This window comes from Candidatus Pacearchaeota archaeon, from assembly GCA_035404185.1.
Classification (GTDB): domain Bacteria; phylum Patescibacteriota; class Minisyncoccia; order Minisyncoccales; family Minisyncoccaceae; genus UBA2211.
Window position 1 is genome coordinate 64,716 of sequence record DAONGN010000001.1, and the last position, 19,781, is coordinate 84,496.

Here is a 19,781-nt window from a genome sequence, read left to right on the forward strand (position 1 = left end):
CAAAAACCCGAGAATAAAACCTCGGGTAGGGAAAAATAATTCTAATAACAACCTCTTGCAGTTATGTACGCGTGACAATTATGATTCGGATAATCCATACAACCTTCATATATCAGACTGCCACAATTATCACATGCAGTACTACCACATCCAGTACAACAAGCCCAATTATAATTATCACCCGTCATATAAGGCATAGACTCAATAGCATGATTACTCCAACTATGAGATCCAGCAGTATATGGAATACTATACCCAGCATGCGAATTATGAGTAGTAGAACCACAATAACCACCATATATTGATCGATCAGCAGTTGTAGTCCAATTTTGATATTGTGTCCATCCAGAAGGACAATCTGGGTAAAGACCATCAACCTGAGTACCAATATCAGTAGTAACCGACCAACTGAACTTACAAACATAACACGAACTAACCCAAGTTAACGTTCCGCCAGCACTAGTACATTCATTAAGAGTATGGACATTATTGCATATAATAGGCGGACTTAACTTTAAGGCAGTACAAGTCTCACTAGTCGTTCCATCGTTCACTCCAGCACAAGTCCAAGTCCAGGGACCGGAACCAGAAACAGAAGAAGCAATTCCAGCAGAACAGAGATCTGTTGTCGGAACAGAAGAATAATACGAACCATCAGCTGAACCACAGACACCATCTACAGATTTATTAGCAGTACAAGTCTCACTAGTCGTTCCATCGTTCACTCCAGCACAAGTCCAAGTCCAGGGACCGGAACCAGAAACAGAAGAAGCAATTCCAGCAGAACAGAGATCTGTTGTCGGAGTAGTATATGAATTGGTGCCATCAGCTGAACCACAGACACCATCTTCAGTTTTGTTAACGGTACAGGTAGGAATATCCCCAACATATTTTCCTTCACAAGTCCAAGTCCAGGGACCGGAACCAGAAACAGAAGAAGCAATTCCAGCAGAACAGAGATCTGTTGTCGGAGTAGTATATGAATTGGTGCCATCAGCTGAACCACAGACACCATTTAAGGCTCTGTAGGCAGAACAAAAAGCTCTATCTCCACGATCTCCGTCACAAGTCCAAGAGACTGAGGCTCCTTCTTCTGGAAAAACAGGAGTTGTACCATCAAGCGTTCCTGCCGAACAAAAACTTGTAGCGGTAATAGTAGGCCAATCAGTAGCGCTAGAATTGTTATATCCATTTGTAGAAGTATATTCAGAAAAATCACCGCAAGCTCCGTTAACAATAGTACCGATAGTATAATTATCAGTATCACAATTGTATGCATATATATCATTAGGAGCAGGAGTAGAGAGTTTGGCGTAAATTTGGCAACTCTTTCCATCTGTTGAAATATAATAATAATAGGTTTCGGGATTAGGATCTGTTGGAAGATTTGTTAAATATTTTTTTAAAAAATCTTCAACAACAGAAGAGCAACGAGTAGCCACGTCTCCTCCTCCAATTGTACATCCATTTTCGCCTGTAATAGGCTTGAGGGCATAATTTTCAGAAGAATAAGTAGTAACGGCATTGGCTAACAATTCAATGTCTGATTTCCTTTTAACATCTTTTCCAGCATTAACAGAATTATTTAATTGAACAGCTATAAAACCAGAAAGAATAGAAATAACAACTATTACTATTAGTAACTCAATCAAAGTAAAAGCTTTTTGTTGCGACATATTTTAATTTAAAAAATAATATTATATTAATTATATATAAAAAATAATGAGAAGTAAACAACCTTGACCAAAACCCTTTAAATTGCTATATTATTAATACCTTAAATTGCCTTCGCTAAGTAATATAAGGAATAATAATTAATACAAACAAATGCTATTTTACGAAATAAATTTGCTGATTTCTCCCAATTTTACCGAGGATGAAATCTCCACTTTCATTGCTAAGATGGAAGCGGATCTGCAAAAATACGGAAAAATCGTCAGCGATAAGAAGGCTGAGAGAAAGAAACTGGCCTACTCCGTAGAAAAACAAATAGAGGCATGGTTCTACTTTTTACAGCTTCGTCCTGAGATTCAAAACAAAAAAGAAATGCTTGATTCAATAGAAAAACTATTGAAAGAAGAAAAAGAAATTATCCGTTTCTTAATCATCAAGAAAGATACTAAAAAAACAGAAGCTCCGGCCAAACCTCAAAGGACAAGACCTCATAAAGAAGAAAAAATTGAAGAGATTGTTCCGACAGAAGAAACTGGGGTAGAAGAAAAACCTAAAAAGCAAAAAGTTCAGCTTGAAGAAATCGATAAAAAGCTGAATGAAATGCTAGGAGAATAAACACTTAAAGCTAAATATAATAAATTAGCAAAAATATGAATCTAAATAAAGTGTTTCTAATAGGAAGAATAGCTACAGACATTGAAATGAAAACTACTTCTTCTGGGCAAAGCGTTTGCACTTTCTCTCTCGCTACCAATAGAACTTGGAAAGGTAAAGATGGACAAAAACAGGAAGAATCACAATTTCACCGTATTGTTCTCTGGCAAAAACTAGCTGAAATCGCTTCACAGTTTCTAACTAAAGGATCTCTTGTTTTAATTGAAGGAAGAATACAAAATAGAAGCTGGGAAGATAAAAATGGAGTCAAAAGATACACCACTGAAATTATCGGCGAAGGGATGCAAATGGGTCCAAGAATGCAAGGAGGTAGTAGCGATCCAGCTAAAAGCTTCTCTGCTCCCAAAAAACAAACTGAAGATGAAGATATTCCAATAATTGAAGACGGAGACGAAATCGACGTCAAGGATATCCCCTTTTAATATACTAAATTAAGAAAAGATATGTATTGTTATTTCTGCAAAAAAAACTTACAAGAAATCAATTTCCACGATACAGAAACTCTTTCAAGATATGTTTCTAAGTCAGGAAAGATTAAACCTAAAGATAAAACTGGCGCTTGCGCTAAACATCAAAGGGAATTAACTACCGCCATTAAGAGAGCAAGAATAATGGCATTGATGCCCTTTGTAGCAAAATAAAAAACAGCCCTAACTAGGGGCTGTTTTTAATTACTCTTAGCAATAATTTCTTTTTGAAGATCTTTTAAAATCTTTGGATTTTCTTTTAAGAACTCTTTAGCTTTTTCTAATCCTACTCCTAGCTTTATTTCTCCATATTGTAAACTTGCTCCCGATTTCTTAATCAGCTCTTCCTTTACTCCCAAATTTATTGCTTCAGACATCCTAGAAATTCCTTCATTGTAATAAATATCGAATTCGGCTGTCTTGAATGGAGCTGCTACTTTATTTTTAACAATTTTGGCTTTCACCCTATTACCAACAATGTTCTCCCCCACTTTGATTTGAGCTATTCTTCTTAATTCAATTCTAACCGAACTGTAAAACTTTAAAGCCAAACCACCGGGAGTGGTTTCTGGATTACCAAATAAAATTCCAATCTTCATTCTAGTTTGATTTAGGAAAACAATTATTGTTTTTGTTTTAGAAACAATTCCCGACAATTTTCTTAAAGCTTGAGACATTAATCTAGCTTGTAACCCAATCTGCATTTCTCCCATCTCCCCAGCTACTTCTGCCTTGGGAACCAAAGCTGCTACGGAATCAATAACTATTACATCCACCTCTCCAGACCTAACTAGGCTCTCGACAATCTGTAATCCCTGTTCTGCTGAGTCTGGCTGAGAGATTAAAAGATCGTCAGTATTAACTCCTATTCTTTTAGCGTAATCGGGGTCTAAAGCATGCTCAGCGTCTATAAAGGCACATACTCCGCCCAGCTTCTGAGCTTCAGCTAAAATACTTAAAGACAATGTTGTTTTGCCAGTACTTTCCCCTCCATATATCTCAATAATTCTTCCTCGAGGAACACCCATCACACCTAAAGCTAAGTCAATTGAAAGAGAACCGGTTGGCACAACATCAACATTGGCTTTTTGCGCATCTTTCAATTTCATTATCGCTCCTTCTCCAAATTTCTCTTTAATTTCTGATATCGCTTCAGCTAAATTTATTTTTTCTTTTTCTTCTATTTTTTTTCTTGCCATATATTTAAATTATTTTTCGTAAATATATTGTATCAAATAAAAAGCAAGAATCAAAGTTCTTGCTCATTATTAGTGTCAACAGATTCATCAGCGACGTAAACATCTCTCGGCTTAGCTCCTTCTTGCGGTCCAACTATTCCTCGTTCTTCTAAGATGTCCATTAGTCTTGCTGCTCTAGCATATCCAACCCCTAACCTTCTTTGCAATAATGAGGTAGAAGCTTTGCGAGCTTGAATAACTGTTCTTTTCGCTTCTTCATACATTGGATCTTCTTTTGAATAAAATGAATCCATTTGGGCCTCGGGAGTCTCGGCTACTCTAGTTAATTCTCCCATTAATGAATTCTCCTCTTTCTCAACTTCTGTTTCGATAAATCCAGACTCTCCCTCCTCTTCTGTTTTTTCCTTAACCTCTACATTAGAATCTGTTATCCAATTAACAACTTTTTTAATTTCCAACTCGGAAATATATGGACTCTGAACTCTTTTCGGTTTTGAATATTCTTTAGATAACAATAACATATCTCCCCTTCCTAGAAGTTTTTCCGCTCCTGAAGCATCAAGAATAGTTCTTGAATCAATCAAAGAACCAACTTTTAAAGCAATTCTTGAAGTAATATTAGCCTTAATTAAACCAGTAATAACTTCGACGGACGGTCTTTGAGTGGCTAAAATTAAATGTATTCCTGTGGCACGAGACATTTGAGCCAATCTCACCACATATGATTCTATCTCTTTTCCCTTAACGCTCATCAAATCAGCTAACTCATCAATAACCAACACAATGTAAGGAAGTTTAGGTTCTCCTTTCTTTTCCTGTTTCTCATTATATGAACCAATATCTCTACTGTGTCCCGCGGCTAAAACAGTAAATCTTCTTTCCATTTCACCGACTAACCATTTTAGGGCAACTAGAGTTTGAGTGGCATCATAAATAACGGGACACAATAAATGCTCAAGATTAGCATAAACTGGAAATTCTACTCTCTTTGGGTCAACTAAAACTAATTTCATTTCCTCAGGACTGTTTCTATATAATAAGCTTAAAATAATAGAATTCAAACAAATAGTTTTACCAGAACCAGTAGTTCCTCCAACTAATAAATGAGGCATTTCCGCTAAGTCAGCAAATGATGGTATGCCCTTTACATCCTTTCCCAAAGCCATTAAAAGGGGTGCAGCAGAAGCTTTAAACTCGTCTGTGTCTAATATTTCACGCAAGCCCACAACTGCCCTCTTTTTGTTTCCTATTTCGATTCCGACTAAAGATCTTCCTGGAATAGGAGCCTCGATACGAATCGTTGGACTAGCTAAAGCCAAAGCTAAATCATTCTGTAAGGTTGTGATCTTAGAAAGCTTGATTCCCTCGGCTGGTTTTAATGTGTATTGAGTAACAGTTGGTCCAATATTAATTTCTGACATCTCAACAGGAATACCGAATGTCTGTAAAGTTCTTTTGATGACCGACGAATTATAGGTAATGTCCCCGCCCTCAGGAGCGCCTCCTTTTTTAGATAACAAATCAAGCGGAGGATATTTATATTCTTTATTTTCTTGCTTTTTCTGTTCAAATGTCTTTAAATTCTTTTCTTCTTTCTTTTCAACCGGTGGTTTTGCTTCTTCTGGTTTCTTTTGAATAATTCTTTCTAAAACAGTTGGTAATTTTTTATCTTTTTTAATTTCAACTTTAATTTCTTCATCATCTTCTTCATCTTCGTACTCCTCAATCGCTCTTCTAAACGGCTGAATAATGATCCACAAAGAAACAATTAAAACAATAATAAATAAAGCAAAAGTAACAATATAGTCAAAGCCCCTTAGTAATGGCCAAGAAACCGCATAGCCAATCCAACCTCCTTGTCCGACGTGATCCCAAATAAATTCCTTAACTATATCAGGGTTATTTTTAAGTTCTAATAAAGAAAAAATTCCGCTCAAACTTAAAATAAGCAAAACAGTTGAAACAATTAAAGAGTTTTTATTTTCTTTAAAAGATTCATCATCTTTCAATAAAACTATTCCGAAAATAATAGAAATAATTGGAATAATGTAAATTACATTTCCAATCAAGGTATCAAAGATGTTTTTTAATGAATTTCCAATAGCTCCTGCTTTTCCTGAAAAAGAAAATAGGAAGATAACAGCCAGAAGAAAAGATAAAGATGAAAATAAATATCTTTTTGTTTTTTCTGGTAAAGAAAAACGAGGTATTGATTTAATTTCTCTTTTTTCTTCGATTCTTTTTTTAGAATTAATTACTTTATTTCGAGCTCTTCCCTTTTTCTTTTTCATGGTATGAGAAAAGTATTATTACTTATCCTCTTTATTATACCTTAAACCAGTTCCAATTGGAACAAGCTTACCAATGATAACATTTTCTTTTAATCCTTTTAGTTTATCTTCTTCTCCTCTTAATGCTGATTCAATCAAGACTCTTGAAGTTTCCTGAAAAGAAGCGGCTGATAAGAAACTATCTGTGTTTAACGCAACCTTTGAAATTCCCAAAAGTAAATCATCTGCTTTAATCGGTTTTTTGCCTTCTTTTTCTAAGGCTTCATTCTCCTCAATCATTCTTGCCCTAGAAATAATTTCATCTGAACTAAAACGACTATCTCCAGAATCTTTAATTTTTACCCTTGAGAACATTTGTCTAACAATTAATTCAACGTGCTTGTCGTTAATTGATACACCCTGAGAAACATATACTTTCTGAATTTCTTTAATGATATAATCTTGAACAACCTTAACTCCAAGAAGTTTTAATAACTTCTTTAAATCAAGAGAACCAGCACATATTGCGTCTCCTTTCTTAACGTCATCTCCGGCTTTTACTAATATTTCTATATTGGGAGAAATCCTATATTCTATTTCTTCTTCCTCTTTTTTCTTTTCATCCTTTAAAACCATAACCTTAATGATTCCTTTTTTGTCATCAACCTCAGTAACTTTTCCATCCTTAATAATCATCTCAGCTTCTCCTTTGGGTGGCCTCTTCTCAAATATTTCTTCAATTCTCGGTAAACCACGAGTAATATCTGCTTCACCAGCCACACCTCCAGTATGGAAAGTTCTCATTGTTAATTGAGTTCCTGGCTCACCAATAGCTTGAGCAGCAACTACTCCCACTGCCTCGCCCATTTTAATCAATCCTTTCCAGCCTAAATCGAGTCCATAACATTTCTGACAAATTCCGCGAACACATTTACAAGATAAGGGAGATCTAACTTTCAAGCTTTCAATATTTTTCATTTCTTTAATCTTTTGAGCAGTTTTTAAATCAATTGCTTGTCCAGATTTAAGAATAACTTCTTTTGTTTCAGGATCTTCAATTTTTTCTAAAGAAATTCTGCCAAATATTTTATGAACAAAATCTTGGTTAATTTCATTAGCATCTTTTTTGTAGGCTATTATTCCCTCTTTATCTCCACAATCTTCTTCGTTAATAATTACATCATGGGCAACATCAACAAGTCTTCTGGTTAAATATCCTGAAGTCGAGGTTCTAAGAGCAGTGTCAGCAGTACCTTTTCTGGCACCGTGAGTAGAAATAAAGTATTCCAAAACATCGAAACCTTCTTTGAAAGAATTTTTAATCGCCAACTCAATAATCTTTCCAGCTGGGTTAGCAACCAAACCTTTCATACCAGCCATTTGCACTGGTTGAGACCAAGAACCTCTAGAACCTGAATCAACGATGTTGAATACTGGACTACTTGAAGAAATAGCCTTAGGAACCAATTTTTCAATTTCGTTTTTTACCTTTTTCCAAATTTCAATAACCTGGTTTGATTTCTCGTCACGTGACAATAAACCTTTTTCATAATACTTTTCAACCTCTTTAATTTTCTTTTCTGCTTCAACAATTAAGGCAGGTTTTTCTACTGGAACTGTCAAATCATCCATTCCCCAAGTAATACCTGATCTGGTTGCAAACTTAAATCCCAAAGCTTTAATTTTATCCAAAGTCTTAACTGCCTCATTGCCGTAGATATCAATAATCTTGTTAATCATTTTCTTAACCGTCTTTGAATCCATCATATCGTTCTGGTATTCAAAACCTTCTGGTAAAACTTCGTTAAAAATAATTCTGCCAACACTGGTTTCAACAAACTCTTCGTTCATTCTAACTTTAACTAAAGCTCTCAAGTCAATCATCTTTAGATTGTAAGCGATCAAAGCGTCATCTTTAGAACTGAAGAACTTACCTTCTCCAGAAAGTCCAGGAACAATCTTAGTTAGGTAATAACAACCTAAAATCATATCCTTAGTTGGAATCATGATTGGATCTCCAGTTGAAGGCTTTAATAAGTTAACACTGGAAAGCATTCTTTCTCTAGCTTCTTGTTGAGCTTCATCAGACAATGGAACGTGAATAGCCATTTGATCTCCGTCAAAGTCAGCATTAAAAGCCGTACAAACCAAAGGATGCAATCTAATAGCTTCTCCTTCAATTAATATTGGATGGAAAGCCTGGACACCAAGTCTGTGTAAGGTTGGAGCTCTGTTTAATAAGACTAATTTTTCTTTAACTACCTCTTCTAGGGATGCCCATACTTCTTCAGTTTCTTCTTCAATTAATCTTGAGGCACCTCTAACATTAAAAGCTAATTCTTTTTCTAATATTTTTTTAATTACAAAAGGCTTGAACAATTCCAATGCCATCTTCTTTGGAACACCACATTGATCAAGATTTAAATTAGCACCGACAACAATTACGCTTCTGCCTGAATAATCAACTCTTTTTCCAAGTAGGTTCTGTCTGAATCTTCCCTGCTTTCCTTGTAGCATGTCAGCCAAACTCTTTAACAATCTTCTGCCTCCTGTTGAAGCTTGAGTTGTAGTACTCTTACGCATCTTATTATCAATCAAAGCATCGACTGCTTCCTGAAGCATTCTTTTTTCATTTCTAACGATAACATCGGGAGCGTTAATTTCTAATAAATATTTCAATCTATTGTTTCTATTGATAACTCTTCTATACAAATCGTTCAAATCAGAAGAAGCATATCTTCCTCCATCTAATTGAACCATTGGTCTTAAGTCTGGAGGCAAAACTGGAAGAACATCAATAAACATCCATTCAGGTCTTACTCCAGCATGTTTCATGTCTTTAAACATCTTCAACCTTCTTAAAATGATTTTCTTTTCTTCGGTTGATTTCTTTTCTTCAATCAATTCTTTAACTTTTTCAATTGATTTATCAATGTCAACTTTCATGAAAAGTTCTTTTAATGTTTCCGCTCCTGTTCCCGCCTCAAATATTTCACCATACTTCAAAGACAATCTGTGATAATCAAGCTCAGTTAAAACCTCTAAGGGTTTAATTGACATTACTTCCTGTTTAGCTTTATCTTTAGCTTTCTTTAATTCTTCTAAGGCTAAAGATTGCTGCTTTTCGTTTTCCGTATTCTTCTTTATCTCTTTGCTTTTTACTTTGAACTCATCTTCAATCTCAGCTAAAACCCCTTCTTTCAAATTTTCATCAACTTTAGTAATAACATACGAAACAAAGTAAACAACTTCTTCAACTTTGTGCAAAGGAATGCCTAAAACCATTCCTATTCTTGAAGGAACTCCTTTTAAAAACCAGATATGGGAAACGGGAGTAGCCAATTTAATGTGACCCATTCTTTCTCTTCTTACTGACGACTTGGTAACTTCAACTCCACATCTGTCACAGATAATTCCCTTATATCTCACTCTTTTATACTTTCCGCAATAACATTCATAGTCTTTAGTCGGTCCAAAAATCTTCTCACAGAACAAGCCATCTTTTTCTGGTCTTTGTGTTCTATAATTGATAGTTTCTGGCTTAGTCACCTCTCCGTGAGACCAATTCAATATCTCTTGAGGAGAAGCCAACTTTATTTTTATTGATTCTAAATTAGAGACAAACATATTTTTGTATTTTTAATTTAGTCTTCTTCCTCAGTCTTCCCCTTGATGATTGGATTCAAGGAAAGGGCTTTAAACTCTGCTAATAATAGATTGAATGATGCAGGGATACTTGGATTCTTAATCTTCTCCCCTTTTAATATTGATTCATAGGTGGCGGCACGACCAGCAACGTCATCTGATTTAATGGTCAACATTTCTTGAAGAGCATATGCGGCACCGTATCCTTCAAGAGCCCATACTTCCATCTCACCAAATCTTTGTCCTCCAAACTGGGCTTTACCTCCTAAGGGCTGTTGAGTAATTAATGAGTATGGTCCAATTGAACGCATGTGAATCTTGTCTTCAACCATGTGCGCCAATTTAATCATATAAATATATCCAACCGTAATTTTCTCTGGGAAAAATTCTCCAGTTTCAGGATCAACCAATCTTAATTTTCCATCAGAAGAATATCCAGCTTCTTTTAATTCAGCCTTGATATCAGCTTCATTTGCTCCTGATAATGCTGGCGTCTCTGCTAAATATCCTAATTTCTTAACAGCTAATCCAAGATGGGTCTCAAGAATTTGTCCCAAGTTCATTCTCGAAGCAACTGATAATGGATTTAAAATAATATCAACCGTCGTTCCGTCTTCTAAGAAAGGCATTTCTTCGGCAGGAAGAATCTTCGCAATAATACCTTTGTTTCCATGTCTTCCGGCTAACTTATCTCCCACTTGAATCTTTCTTACTTCAGAAATTCTTACCCTGATTCTTTTAATAACTCCTGGTTCTAATGTGTAACCCTCGCTTCTGTCAAAAACTTTAACATCAGTTACTCTTCCCCTCTTTCCATGTTCTAGCCTCATTGAAGTATCTTTAACTTCTTTAGCTTTTTCTCCGAAGATGGCTCTCAATAATCTTTCTTCCGCTGATAAATCAGCTTCACCTTTGGGAGAAATCTTTCCAACTAAAATATCATTTGGTCCAACTTCGGCTCCAATTCTGACAACTCCATCTTCATCTAAATCTTTTAATCTATCTTCTCCAACGTTAGGAATATCGGAAGTAGTCAATTCAGGTCCAAGTTTAGTTTCTCTGACATCGCAAAAAAAATCTTCAATATGAACAGAAGTAAAAACATCTTCTTTTACTAGTCTGTCTGATAAAACAATAGCATCTTCAAATGTATTTCCTCTCCAAGAAATAAATGATACTAACAAGTTTCTTCCCAAAGCTAATCTTTCTTTATTAATTGAACCTCCTTCGATTAAAACATCTCCCTTTTTAACTATGTCTCCTTTGTTAATTACAGGAGTCTGATGGAAACATGAATATTGGTTTGTTCTATCAAAAATCCTAACTGGATAAGTTTTAACTTTTCCCGAAGTTGTTCCTTTAACTTCAACAACAGTTGCGTCAACTTTAACAACTTTTCCAGCTTCTTCAGCCATAATTAACTGTCCCGAATCTCTAGCAGCCATAGCTTCCAAACCTGTTCCAACTAAAGGAGCCTCTGGATTAACCAAGGGAACGGCTTGTCTTTGCATGTTTGAACCCATCTGAGCTCTATTGGCATCATCGTTCTGTAAAAAAGGAATTAAACCAGTAGCCATGGAAATAAATTGCTGCGGAGAAACATCAATATAGTCAATTTTTTCTTTTTCAATCTCTCCAGTCTCTCCTTTGATTCTGGCTTCAACTCTATCTTTCACGATATTTCCCTTCTCATCTAATGCCACGCTAGCTGAAGCAATGTTATATCTTTCTTCCTCATTAGCATCCATGTAATAAACTTCATTAGTAACTCTTTCATTTGTAACTTTATAATAAGGAGTATCCAAGAAGCCATATGGATTTAATCTAGCGTATAGAGATAAATGAGTAACCAAACCTACATTCGGACCCTCGGGGGTCTGAATCGGACAGATTCTTCCATAATGAGAAGGTTGTACATCTCTAACATCAAAACCAGCCCTTTCTCTAGTTAAACCTCCAGGACCAGTAGCAGTTAATCTTCTTTTGTGTTCTAATTCTGAAAGAGGATTGGTATTATCCATGAATTGAGAGAATTGACTCGCAGTAAAGAATTGAGTTACTTGCGCTGAGAATGGTCTTGGGTTTATCAATTGAGTCGGACTTAAATTCTCAAAATCTAAGGTCGACATTCTATCTTTAATAATCCTAGCCATTCTAGAGATGCCAACTCTTAATTTATTAGACAATAATTCAGAGATAGTTCTTACTCTTCTATTCCCCAAATGATCAATCATGTCAGCCACAGCTGTTTCATCATTATTCATTCTAATAATCTCTTTCATTACTGCAATTAAATCATTAACAGATAAAACTCTGTCTTCTTTTGTAATTTCTTTTTCTTTCTTTGGCTTTAGTCCTGGCATTCTTGACCACATCTTCCATCTGCCTACCTTTGATAAATCGTATCTTTCAAAATTAAAGAACATATTGAATATCAATTCTCTAGCTGCGTCTGGATTAACCATCTCTCCACTTCTTAGTCTTTGGTATATTTCCAATAATGCCTCTTCTTGATTGTGAGACGGATCTTTCTTTAAGGTTTCTTCAATAAAAGCTGTTTCTCCATTATCAAAACCGACGAACATACCCTTAATGTCGTCATCATTAAATCCACCCAAAGCCTTTAATAGTGTTGTTGCGGGAACTTTTCTCTTTCTGTCTATTTTTACTGATAAAACTCCTGTTGCCTCAGTTTCAAATTCAAGCCAGCTTCCACGATTAGGAATAATTTTTGCGGCAAAACATCTTCTTCCTTTATTGATATTTAAAGGAAAGAAAACTCCCGGAGAACGAATCAATTGAGAAATAACAACCCTTTCAACTCCGTTTAAAATAAAGGTTCCTTTTTCAGTTAATAAAGGAAAATTACCAAAGAATATCTCTTGTTCTTGGCTTCTTTTGGTTTTTAAATTGTTTAGCTTAACAATAACTCTTAAAGGAGCAACAAATGAATCATTATTTTCTCTTGCATCAAAACCAGATGCGTAATTAGGCTTACCCAATTTATAGTCTAAAAAGTGTAATTCATATTCTTTGCCAGTATAGTCTTTAATGGGAGACACCTCAGCGAAAAGGTCTTTTAACTCCTCTTCCCAAAATTGTCTACCACTCTCCTGTTGCATAAAGATTAAGCTAGGCAAGGGATAGGATATTTTACTTTTAGCAAAGCTTTTGGTTTTGATTTTCATAATTTTAATTATGTGTGCTTAACTTAAAGACTAAAAATTTCGATATTCAAACAAAAAATACCCTGATTTATTATTTTTTTGTAGGGTTAAAGAAAACAATTAATTACTGAAAAATGTGTGATGAAATCAAAATACCTAGTAATTATTTTGCAAATTAAATATATCCTATCACAAATGAAATAATTGTCAATAGCTGTTGTTTTTTATTAGATATATTCCCCAATCAATACTCAAGACTCATTAATCTTCATGTTCTGTAAAATACCCAAAGCGATAAAAGTAAACAACAAATTACTACCCCCATAACTAACCATAGGTAAAGGAATTCCAATGACTGGCAAGAATCCTACATTCATTCCAATATTAATTGCCATTTGAATAAAAATTGATAAAGCAAGACCAGTAGCAAAAAGTCTAGTAAAATTAGAACGGGCATCAAGAGCAATTTTTAATATCCTCCAATACATTAATCCGAATAAAGCAAAAATAACTGTAGTTCCCAAAAGTCCTAATTCTTCTCCTATTGAAGAAAAAATAAAATCTGTCTGCGGCTCAGGTAAAAAACCATATTGAGTTTGCGAACCATTGCCTATTCCCTTTCCAAACAATCCCCCAGAACCAATACTTATCTTCGCTTGATTCTGATTCCAACCACCACCAAGCGGATCATCTTGAGGGGCAATAAAATTAAAAACTCTTTCTCTTTGATAATCTTTGAGCATAAAAGACCAAATACCAGCAAAAATCAATACAAAAGCTAAACATAATAGAAGAAAGTCTTTCACTCTTATTCCAGAAACTAAAAGGATTCCTATCCAAATAGAAATCACAATCATCACTGACCCAAACTCTGGATGCAAAAATATTAAAACAGCAGGAATAAAAGCATAAATACCAGAGAGAATAATGTGTCTTATTCTATATAATTCAACGTGCCTTTTAGAAAAATATTTAGCCAAAATCAAAACTAAAACTATTTTAGTCGGTTCAATCGGATCAAAAGAGAATATCCCTATCTTGTACCAAGACTTAATTCCTCTAATCTCTGGAGCAAAAAAGAATACACCAATTAAAGCTAATATACACAAAAAATATAAGGTAAGGATTATTGATGAATTTTCCCTAATTGTTCTGTTGTCTATAAAACTAACTAAAAACATACAAACTAAACTAAAAACAAAAAAACCAATTTGCTTGTATAAATTAGAAAAATCTCCTGACGATGAAGAGCTATATATTGAAACCATCCCTATTATCGCTAATAAAGAACTGGCAACAATTAACGTCCAATCCATTCTTTTAATGTGGCTCAAAAAAGGCATATCAAATTATCATCTTTAAAAACTCTTCTTCTTTTAATATTTTAACCCCTAACTTTTTTGCTTTTTCGTATTTGGAGCCTGGATTAACTCCAGAAACTAAATAATCAATATTCTTAGAAATTGAATCAGAAACCTCTCCTCCTAAAAGAACTATCTTTTCTTTGGCAACATCTCTACTCATTTTTTCTAAAGTTCCTGTTATAACAAATTTTTTTGCCAATAATTTTCCCTCTCTTTTTTCAATAAAATATTTAACTCCCCTATCTTTTAATTTCTTTAAAAATTCTTTGTTCTCTTTTAGGTGAAACCAATCATATATCGATTGAGCAACTACTGGTCCAACATCAGAAATGCTTTCTAATTCTTTAATTGAAGCATTTTCTATCTTCTCAATTGATTTAAAAGAAAGTGCTAAGTCAAAAGATGTTTTTAGTCCTACATTTCTTATTCCTAAAGAATAAATAAAACGAGAAAAAGAAACTTCTTTTTTGTTTTGAATATTTAAAACTATTTTTTTTGCTGATTTATCAGCAAATCTTTCTAGAGGAAGAATGTCACCTTCTTTCAATTCAAATAAATCTGAAGGGTCAGACAACAAGCCTTCTTCTATAAATTTCTCAATTATTTTTGGCCCCAAACCATCGATACTGAATGCCGAACGAGAAACAAAATGCTTAAACCATCCTATCTTTCTACTAAAACAATTATGATTAGGACATCTCCAAACGATTTCATTTTCAGGCTTAACTAATTTTGTTTCGCATGATGGACAATTTGTAGGCATTTCAAAATTATTTTCTTTTCCTGTTCTTAATTCAGGAAAAACTTTAATTACTTCTGGAATAACGTCCCCAGCTCTGCCAACAACTACTGTATCTCCAATCTTCAGCCCTAATCTTTCTATTTCTTTATCATTGTGTAGTGTTGCCCTACTAACAGTAACTCCATTAATCTCTACTGGTTTTAAAATCGCAACTGGTGTCATTGCTCCGGTTCTTCCGACTTGAATTTTAATATCTTCAACTATTGTTGTTGACTGCTTCAGAGGAAATTTTAAAGCAATTGCTCCACGAGGAGCCTTGCCAGCCACCCCTAATTTATCAAAAACTTCATTATTATTTATTGATATTACTAGGCCGTCTATCTCATATGGAAGCTTTTCTCTATTTTTTTGCCAATAAGCATAGAAATCAAAAACCTCATTCATATTCTTACACAGTCTATTGTACTTATTATTTGTTTTAAATCCTAATATTTTTAATATTTTATGTTCTTCTTCATGTGTCTTTTGACCAAAATCAGTTACTAAATCGTAAACATCTGCATCGAGATTTCTCTCAGATGTAATTTTTGAATCAAGTTGGCGTAAAGAACCAGCTGCTAAATTTCTTGGATTGGCGTAAAGAGGCAAGCCATTTTTTCCTCTTTCTTTATTTGTTTTTTCAAATTCCTTTTTTGTTATTATCGCCTCCCCCCTAACAACAATATGAGTTAATTTTTTAAATGGTAACTTTTCTTTTTTTAAATCCTCTACAATATCCTTTTCTTCTCTTAGTTTAAGCGGAATTGCTTCAATTGTTTTTATGTTTTGAGTAACATCCTCTCCAATCTTTCCGTCTCCCCTTGTTGCACCAATTTTTAATATTCCTTTGTCGTAAATCAATTCTATAGCCAATCCATCAAGTTTTGGTTCGCAATAATATTCAATCTTTTCTCCGTGAAGAAGTTTTTTATTTCTATTTTCCCAATTATCCATATCTTCTCTTGAAAAGGCGTCATTCAATGACCGCATCATTTCCTGATGTTCAAATTTTTTAAAAGCACCTATTGGTTTTCCACCCACTCTCTGAGTCGGAGAATCGACAGTTACAAATTCGGGAAAATTTTGTTCTAAGTCAAAAAGTTCCTTTTTCAAGGAATCTAGTACTGATTCCGATATCTCTTCTTTATTTAGAACGTGATAAAGATAGCGGTGATGATTAATTAAATCTCTCAGTTTTTCTATTCTTTTTTTAGCTTCATCTTTATTCATATTAAAAAGCAGCTTCTATCTTTCTGTTTATCGTATTGTATGTTCCTGTAGATTTTATACTGGTTCCTGACGCAACACAATTTGTTGATGGATTAATGATGACGGTATAATAATAATCGGTATCAAAATTATTTGTAAAGCTATCACAACTGCCGAGAATTCTGATATTATACAATGCTTCCTCTATTCCTGTATCAGCCGCATGAAATGCTTTAACTGAACCATCTAAACCCTCTACCATCTTTGCCCCTCCAATAATAATACTAGATAATCCCAAAGTAATGGTTAAAAGAACCGACATTATAATTACTGTTATATAAACTGAGACCCCTTTTTGATTATTATTTATCATGTTAAATATTTAATTTCCTTTGAGAAATGGTTGTCTGTACGATTAAAACTGGTGAATACATCGCTAAAGGAAGTGCTTTCATCTTAATCATAATTGTTATTCTTGGTTGATTCATATCTTCTGCACTACCATCTCCTGATACATTAAAAGTTAAATCATCAACGCTAACCGAAGAAGATGTTATTGGCACCGCTGTTGTGCCAGGATTCTCATCCGTTGATCTAATTTCTTCTATTGCACCGTTATCAAGTAAAAATTTAAGACATTTATAAGTCAATGTTTTAGTATCATATGTTAAAAAAGATATAGAATCTGTTCCCGTTGCATAGTTCTCTCCTGCATTCTCCGCACCAATACAACTTCCATCCGAATCTTTCTCTGCCATTCTTATTGCTTTTGACATATACTCCAAGGCATAGCTTGATTGATTTAATAACCCCTGATTTTGTAAAATTCTTGTTTGAGTATCTAAAACAGAAGTAAAAATATTTACCAAAAGGACCGAAATAAAACCAAAAATAAGGATAGAGACTAACATCTCAATTAAAGTAAAGCCTTTTGTCTTTTGATTATTATTTATCATTTCCAATTATATAAATTTTCTTTTACTACCATTGAATTTGTTTTCCAATAAACAGTAACTGTAATATCTAATTCATCAGTTCCTTGTGATAAAATTTCTATTTTCCTTGCGTACGGCGTTTCAATATCGCCTGTATTATTGCCATATTTATAAAATCCCGTAGAACCATCTATATATAAGCTTCTTCCTGGTGAAGACCAAAGAGTTAAAGCTCCTACGCCTTCTAAACTATAATCAGCCTCACAGCCAACAGTATCAATACATGTCTCTAGACCGCTATTCCAAGCTGCTTCTGCAACCCAATTACTATCTCTTATGTTCTTTACAATCTCTATTCCTTCTTGGCAAAGATAAGCAGCAATAAAACTCTCCCTTTCTATTTGAGTTTTTTTATTATATTTATAAACCGCCTGATAAATGCCCAAAACTCCTATTGTCACAATCAGAATAGAAATAAGCATTTCTAATAAAGTAAAACCTTTTTCTTTTTTAAAAATATTATTCATGTAATTATTTGGTAACCTGAACCATCCCTGCGTTGTTAATTGTTATAGTCCTAGTCTTAGAAACATCGCTTGTTATACAAAGAGTAATTATTGCTGTCTTGCCAGAAGGAACTCCATCGATATAAGTTAAAGGATTTGGGGGCTCAAAAGAAACACTAAGAACATCTACAGAAGGAGGCGCTGTATCTACGAGTGTACAAATTTTAATTCCATTTTCAAGACTGATTGACTCTTTGGTGTAATCTATTGATTCCCCATCATAAGCCATATTTACATCATCATCCTTTTCTTCATAAATAATATAACTATTGGGACTATTTAATTTATCAAAATATAATCCATATCCGTAAGTAGAAGTCCCTCCTGTTCCTATAGAGCCTGCCATTGCCATGTCTTGAGCTCTTCTTATGTCCTGTGCAAGCTTCTGGGCTGATCTTTCTAATGCAAACATTTCATTATTTTTTCCATAATTTGAAAAAAGTGCAACTGTCATCACAGTTATAATCGATATTATAACTAGTACTTCAATTAACGTAAAACCTTTAACTTTTTTCATAATTATACCATTAAAGAAAAATACCAATTAATAATGTTATTCCCAAAGAAAAAACTAATTATCGTTCCTACTACAAGGAATGGTGCAAACGGGACTTCTGACCCAAATCCCTTCCTTTTCAAAAATACTGCCACTGAACCTATTATAGCACCCAAAAGAAAACCTAAAAAGAGTGCAACAATGGTATTAGGAAAACCTAAAAGAAGACCTATTAATAAAGCTAACTTAACGTCTCCAAACCCCATCGCCATTCCTTTCGAAAAAAACCATATCAAAAAGAAAAATAACGCTGCACCAAGAGATGAAGCTATCGTCAAAATTATTTCATGACTACTAATCATTCCATTAAAAAATGAATATAATAACCAGATAATTGATAAAAAAATAGCTGGATAAACAACTTCATCGGGGATAATAAAATACTTTAAATCGAAAACAAAAATGACTATTAGAAAAGCCATTATTATCAACCAAAAAATTAATTGCAGAGAAAATATTGAACCAAGATAAATAAATACTAAAGAAAAAATAATAGCTGTTATTAATTCAATTAAAGGATATTGAAGAGAGATTTTCCTTTTACAATACCTGCACTTCCCCCTTAAAAAAACAAAGCTTAAGACTGGGAACAAATCCCATAATCCTAAACCATGATGACAATGAGGACAATATGATCTACCGACGATAAAGCTTTCTTCTTTGTATAGCCTCCAAATAACACAATTAAGAAAACTGCCAATTATTAATCCAAGAATGAAAATTAGAATTAATTCTATCATAAGTAAATATTAACATATTTAAATAAAAGAAAACATCCCCCAGGGGGGATGTCACAAAATATTTAAATTACAGACAATCTTGACTTGTTGAACATCCAACATTCGTTGATCCAACATTTCCAGCACTATCAATACACCATATTGCACCTCCCAATAACTCCTTTTGCATGCACCATGCTGTTGAGGTCGCATTTACTAATAATGTTCCAGATCCTTGAAGTTGGATATCGTCACATAGAGTAACACCATCAGGATTGCTAGCAGTTCCAAGAATGGAAGTAGCAACTTGATTTGCGGTACAAGAATCGGTTGTTATGCTAACGGCTACATTACTACCATAACTGCCGTTATTGTTCATCTTATAAATCTCTGCTGTTGATCTAAATTGATCCATAGCTGATTTGATTCTAGCGTCTTTAGCAGAGTTTTGCGCACCAGACATAGAAACGATAATAAGACCAGATAAAATACCAATAATAGCAATAACGACCAATAACTCAATTAAAGTAAAACCTTTTGTTTTTTGCATATTT

General features: G+C 34.1%; 16 protein-coding genes. 3 read left to right on the forward strand and 13 right to left on the reverse strand.

What is annotated here, in order from left to right; all coding sequences use genetic code 11:
- Window positions 1-41: 41 nt before the first annotated feature.
- A complete protein-coding gene (locus PLD14_00375; GenBank protein ID HPR79670.1) occupies window positions 42-1,676 on the reverse strand; it encodes a type II secretion system protein in 1,635 nt (544 codons plus the stop codon).
- Between the two features lie 151 nt (window positions 1,677-1,827).
- On the opposite strand from PLD14_00375, the gene PLD14_00380 reads away from it, so the two are divergent.
- The 3 genes from PLD14_00380 to rpsR are packed head-to-tail and all read left to right on the forward strand — an operon-like array spanning window position 1,828 to window position 2,990.
- Window positions 1,828-2,289, forward strand: a complete 462-nt coding sequence (locus PLD14_00380) for a 30S ribosomal protein S6 (GenBank protein HPR79671.1) — start codon at window positions 1,828-1,830, stop codon at window positions 2,287-2,289.
- A gap of 35 nt (window positions 2,290-2,324) precedes the next feature.
- Entirely contained in the window at window positions 2,325-2,771 is a 447-nt protein-coding gene (locus PLD14_00385) for a single-stranded DNA-binding protein (protein ID HPR79672.1), read from the forward strand.
- A gap of 21 nt (window positions 2,772-2,792) precedes the next feature.
- Window positions 2,793-2,990, forward strand: a complete 198-nt coding sequence (gene rpsR / locus PLD14_00390; protein HPR79673.1) for a 30S ribosomal protein S18 — start codon at window positions 2,793-2,795, stop codon at window positions 2,988-2,990.
- A gap of 26 nt (window positions 2,991-3,016) precedes the next feature.
- Here the strand turns inward: rpsR and recA are convergent, their stop codons facing one another.
- From recA to PLD14_00450, 12 genes are all read right to left on the reverse strand, one after another.
- A complete protein-coding gene (gene recA / locus PLD14_00395; GenBank protein HPR79674.1) occupies window positions 3,017-4,000 on the reverse strand; it encodes a recombinase RecA in 984 nt (327 codons plus the stop codon).
- Window positions 4,001-4,065: 65 nt separating this feature from the next.
- On the reverse strand, window positions 4,066-6,306 hold the full coding sequence (locus PLD14_00400) for a DNA translocase FtsK (GenBank protein ID HPR79675.1): 2,241 nt from the start codon (window positions 6,304-6,306) through the stop codon (window positions 4,066-4,068).
- Between the two features lie 18 nt (window positions 6,307-6,324).
- Window positions 6,325-9,912, reverse strand: coding sequence for a DNA-directed RNA polymerase subunit beta' (gene rpoC, locus PLD14_00405; protein HPR79676.1), 3,588 nt, complete (start codon window positions 9,910-9,912; stop codon window positions 6,325-6,327).
- Between the two features lie 17 nt (window positions 9,913-9,929).
- Complete coding sequence (gene rpoB, locus PLD14_00410; GenBank protein HPR79677.1) at window positions 9,930-13,118, reverse strand: DNA-directed RNA polymerase subunit beta; 3,189 nt, start codon at window positions 13,116-13,118, stop codon at window positions 9,930-9,932.
- A 230-nt stretch (window positions 13,119-13,348) separates the two neighbouring features.
- Window positions 13,349-14,413 (reverse strand): rod shape-determining protein RodA, encoded by a 1,065-nt coding sequence (gene rodA, locus PLD14_00415; protein ID HPR79678.1) that lies wholly within the window; start codon window positions 14,411-14,413, stop codon window positions 13,349-13,351.
- A gap of 28 nt (window positions 14,414-14,441) precedes the next feature.
- Window positions 14,442-16,472, reverse strand: coding sequence for an NAD-dependent DNA ligase LigA (gene ligA / locus PLD14_00420; GenBank protein ID HPR79679.1), 2,031 nt, complete (start codon window positions 16,470-16,472; stop codon window positions 14,442-14,444).
- Window position 16,473: 1 nt separating this feature from the next.
- Window positions 16,474-16,824: a hypothetical protein gene (locus PLD14_00425; protein ID HPR79680.1), complete on the reverse strand. Its 351-nt coding sequence runs from the start codon at window positions 16,822-16,824 to the stop codon at window positions 16,474-16,476.
- A 1-nt stretch (window position 16,825) separates the two neighbouring features.
- On the reverse strand, window positions 16,826-17,407 hold the full coding sequence (locus tag PLD14_00430) for a type II secretion system protein (GenBank protein HPR79681.1): 582 nt from the start codon (window positions 17,405-17,407) through the stop codon (window positions 16,826-16,828).
- Entirely contained in the window at window positions 17,404-17,913 is a 510-nt protein-coding gene (locus PLD14_00435; protein ID HPR79682.1) for a prepilin-type N-terminal cleavage/methylation domain-containing protein, read from the reverse strand. Before PLD14_00435 ends, PLD14_00430 begins: the two co-directional genes overlap by 4 nt.
- 4 nt (window positions 17,914-17,917) lie before the next feature.
- Complete coding sequence (locus PLD14_00440; GenBank protein ID HPR79683.1) at window positions 17,918-18,469, reverse strand: type II secretion system protein; 552 nt, start codon at window positions 18,467-18,469, stop codon at window positions 17,918-17,920.
- 2 nt (window positions 18,470-18,471) lie between these two features.
- On the reverse strand, window positions 18,472-19,248 hold the full coding sequence (locus PLD14_00445; GenBank protein ID HPR79684.1) for a prepilin peptidase: 777 nt from the start codon (window positions 19,246-19,248) through the stop codon (window positions 18,472-18,474).
- A gap of 67 nt (window positions 19,249-19,315) precedes the next feature.
- Window positions 19,316-19,777, reverse strand: a complete 462-nt coding sequence (locus tag PLD14_00450; GenBank protein ID HPR79685.1) for a type II secretion system protein — start codon at window positions 19,775-19,777, stop codon at window positions 19,316-19,318.
- Window positions 19,778-19,781 lie beyond the last annotated feature (4 nt).

Bases quoted from the DNA above. Each gene is read 5' to 3' on its own strand.
- rpoC (HPR79676.1), bottom strand. From the start codon at position 9,912: ATGTTTGTCTCTAATTTAGAATCAATAAAAATAAAGTTGGCTTCTCCT.
- PLD14_00425 (HPR79680.1), bottom strand. From the start codon at position 16,824: ATGATAAATAATAATCAAAAAGGGGTCTCAGTTTATATAACAGTAATT.
- PLD14_00445 (HPR79684.1), bottom strand. From the start codon at position 19,248: ATGATAGAATTAATTCTAATTTTCATTCTTGGATTAATAATTGGCAGT.
- rpoB (HPR79677.1), bottom strand. From the start codon at position 13,118: ATGAAAATCAAAACCAAAAGCTTTGCTAAAAGTAAAATATCCTATCCC.
- PLD14_00375 (HPR79670.1), bottom strand. From the start codon at position 1,676: ATGTCGCAACAAAAAGCTTTTACTTTGATTGAGTTACTAATAGTAATA.
- PLD14_00450 (HPR79685.1), bottom strand. From the start codon at position 19,777: ATGCAAAAAACAAAAGGTTTTACTTTAATTGAGTTATTGGTCGTTATT.
- ligA (HPR79679.1), bottom strand. From the start codon at position 16,472: ATGAATAAAGATGAAGCTAAAAAAAGAATAGAAAAACTGAGAGATTTA.
- rodA (HPR79678.1), bottom strand. From the start codon at position 14,413: ATGGATTGGACGTTAATTGTTGCCAGTTCTTTATTAGCGATAATAGGG.
- PLD14_00400 (HPR79675.1), bottom strand. From the start codon at position 6,306: ATGAAAAAGAAAAAGGGAAGAGCTCGAAATAAAGTAATTAATTCTAAA.
- PLD14_00435 (HPR79682.1), bottom strand. From the start codon at position 17,913: ATGAATAATATTTTTAAAAAAGAAAAAGGTTTTACTTTATTAGAAATG.
- PLD14_00385 (HPR79672.1), top strand. From the start codon at position 2,325: ATGAATCTAAATAAAGTGTTTCTAATAGGAAGAATAGCTACAGACATT.
- PLD14_00380 (HPR79671.1), top strand. From the start codon at position 1,828: ATGCTATTTTACGAAATAAATTTGCTGATTTCTCCCAATTTTACCGAG.
- rpsR (HPR79673.1), top strand. From the start codon at position 2,793: ATGTATTGTTATTTCTGCAAAAAAAACTTACAAGAAATCAATTTCCAC.
- PLD14_00430 (HPR79681.1), bottom strand. From the start codon at position 17,407: ATGATAAATAATAATCAAAAGACAAAAGGCTTTACTTTAATTGAGATG.
- PLD14_00440 (HPR79683.1), bottom strand. From the start codon at position 18,469: ATGAAAAAAGTTAAAGGTTTTACGTTAATTGAAGTACTAGTTATAATA.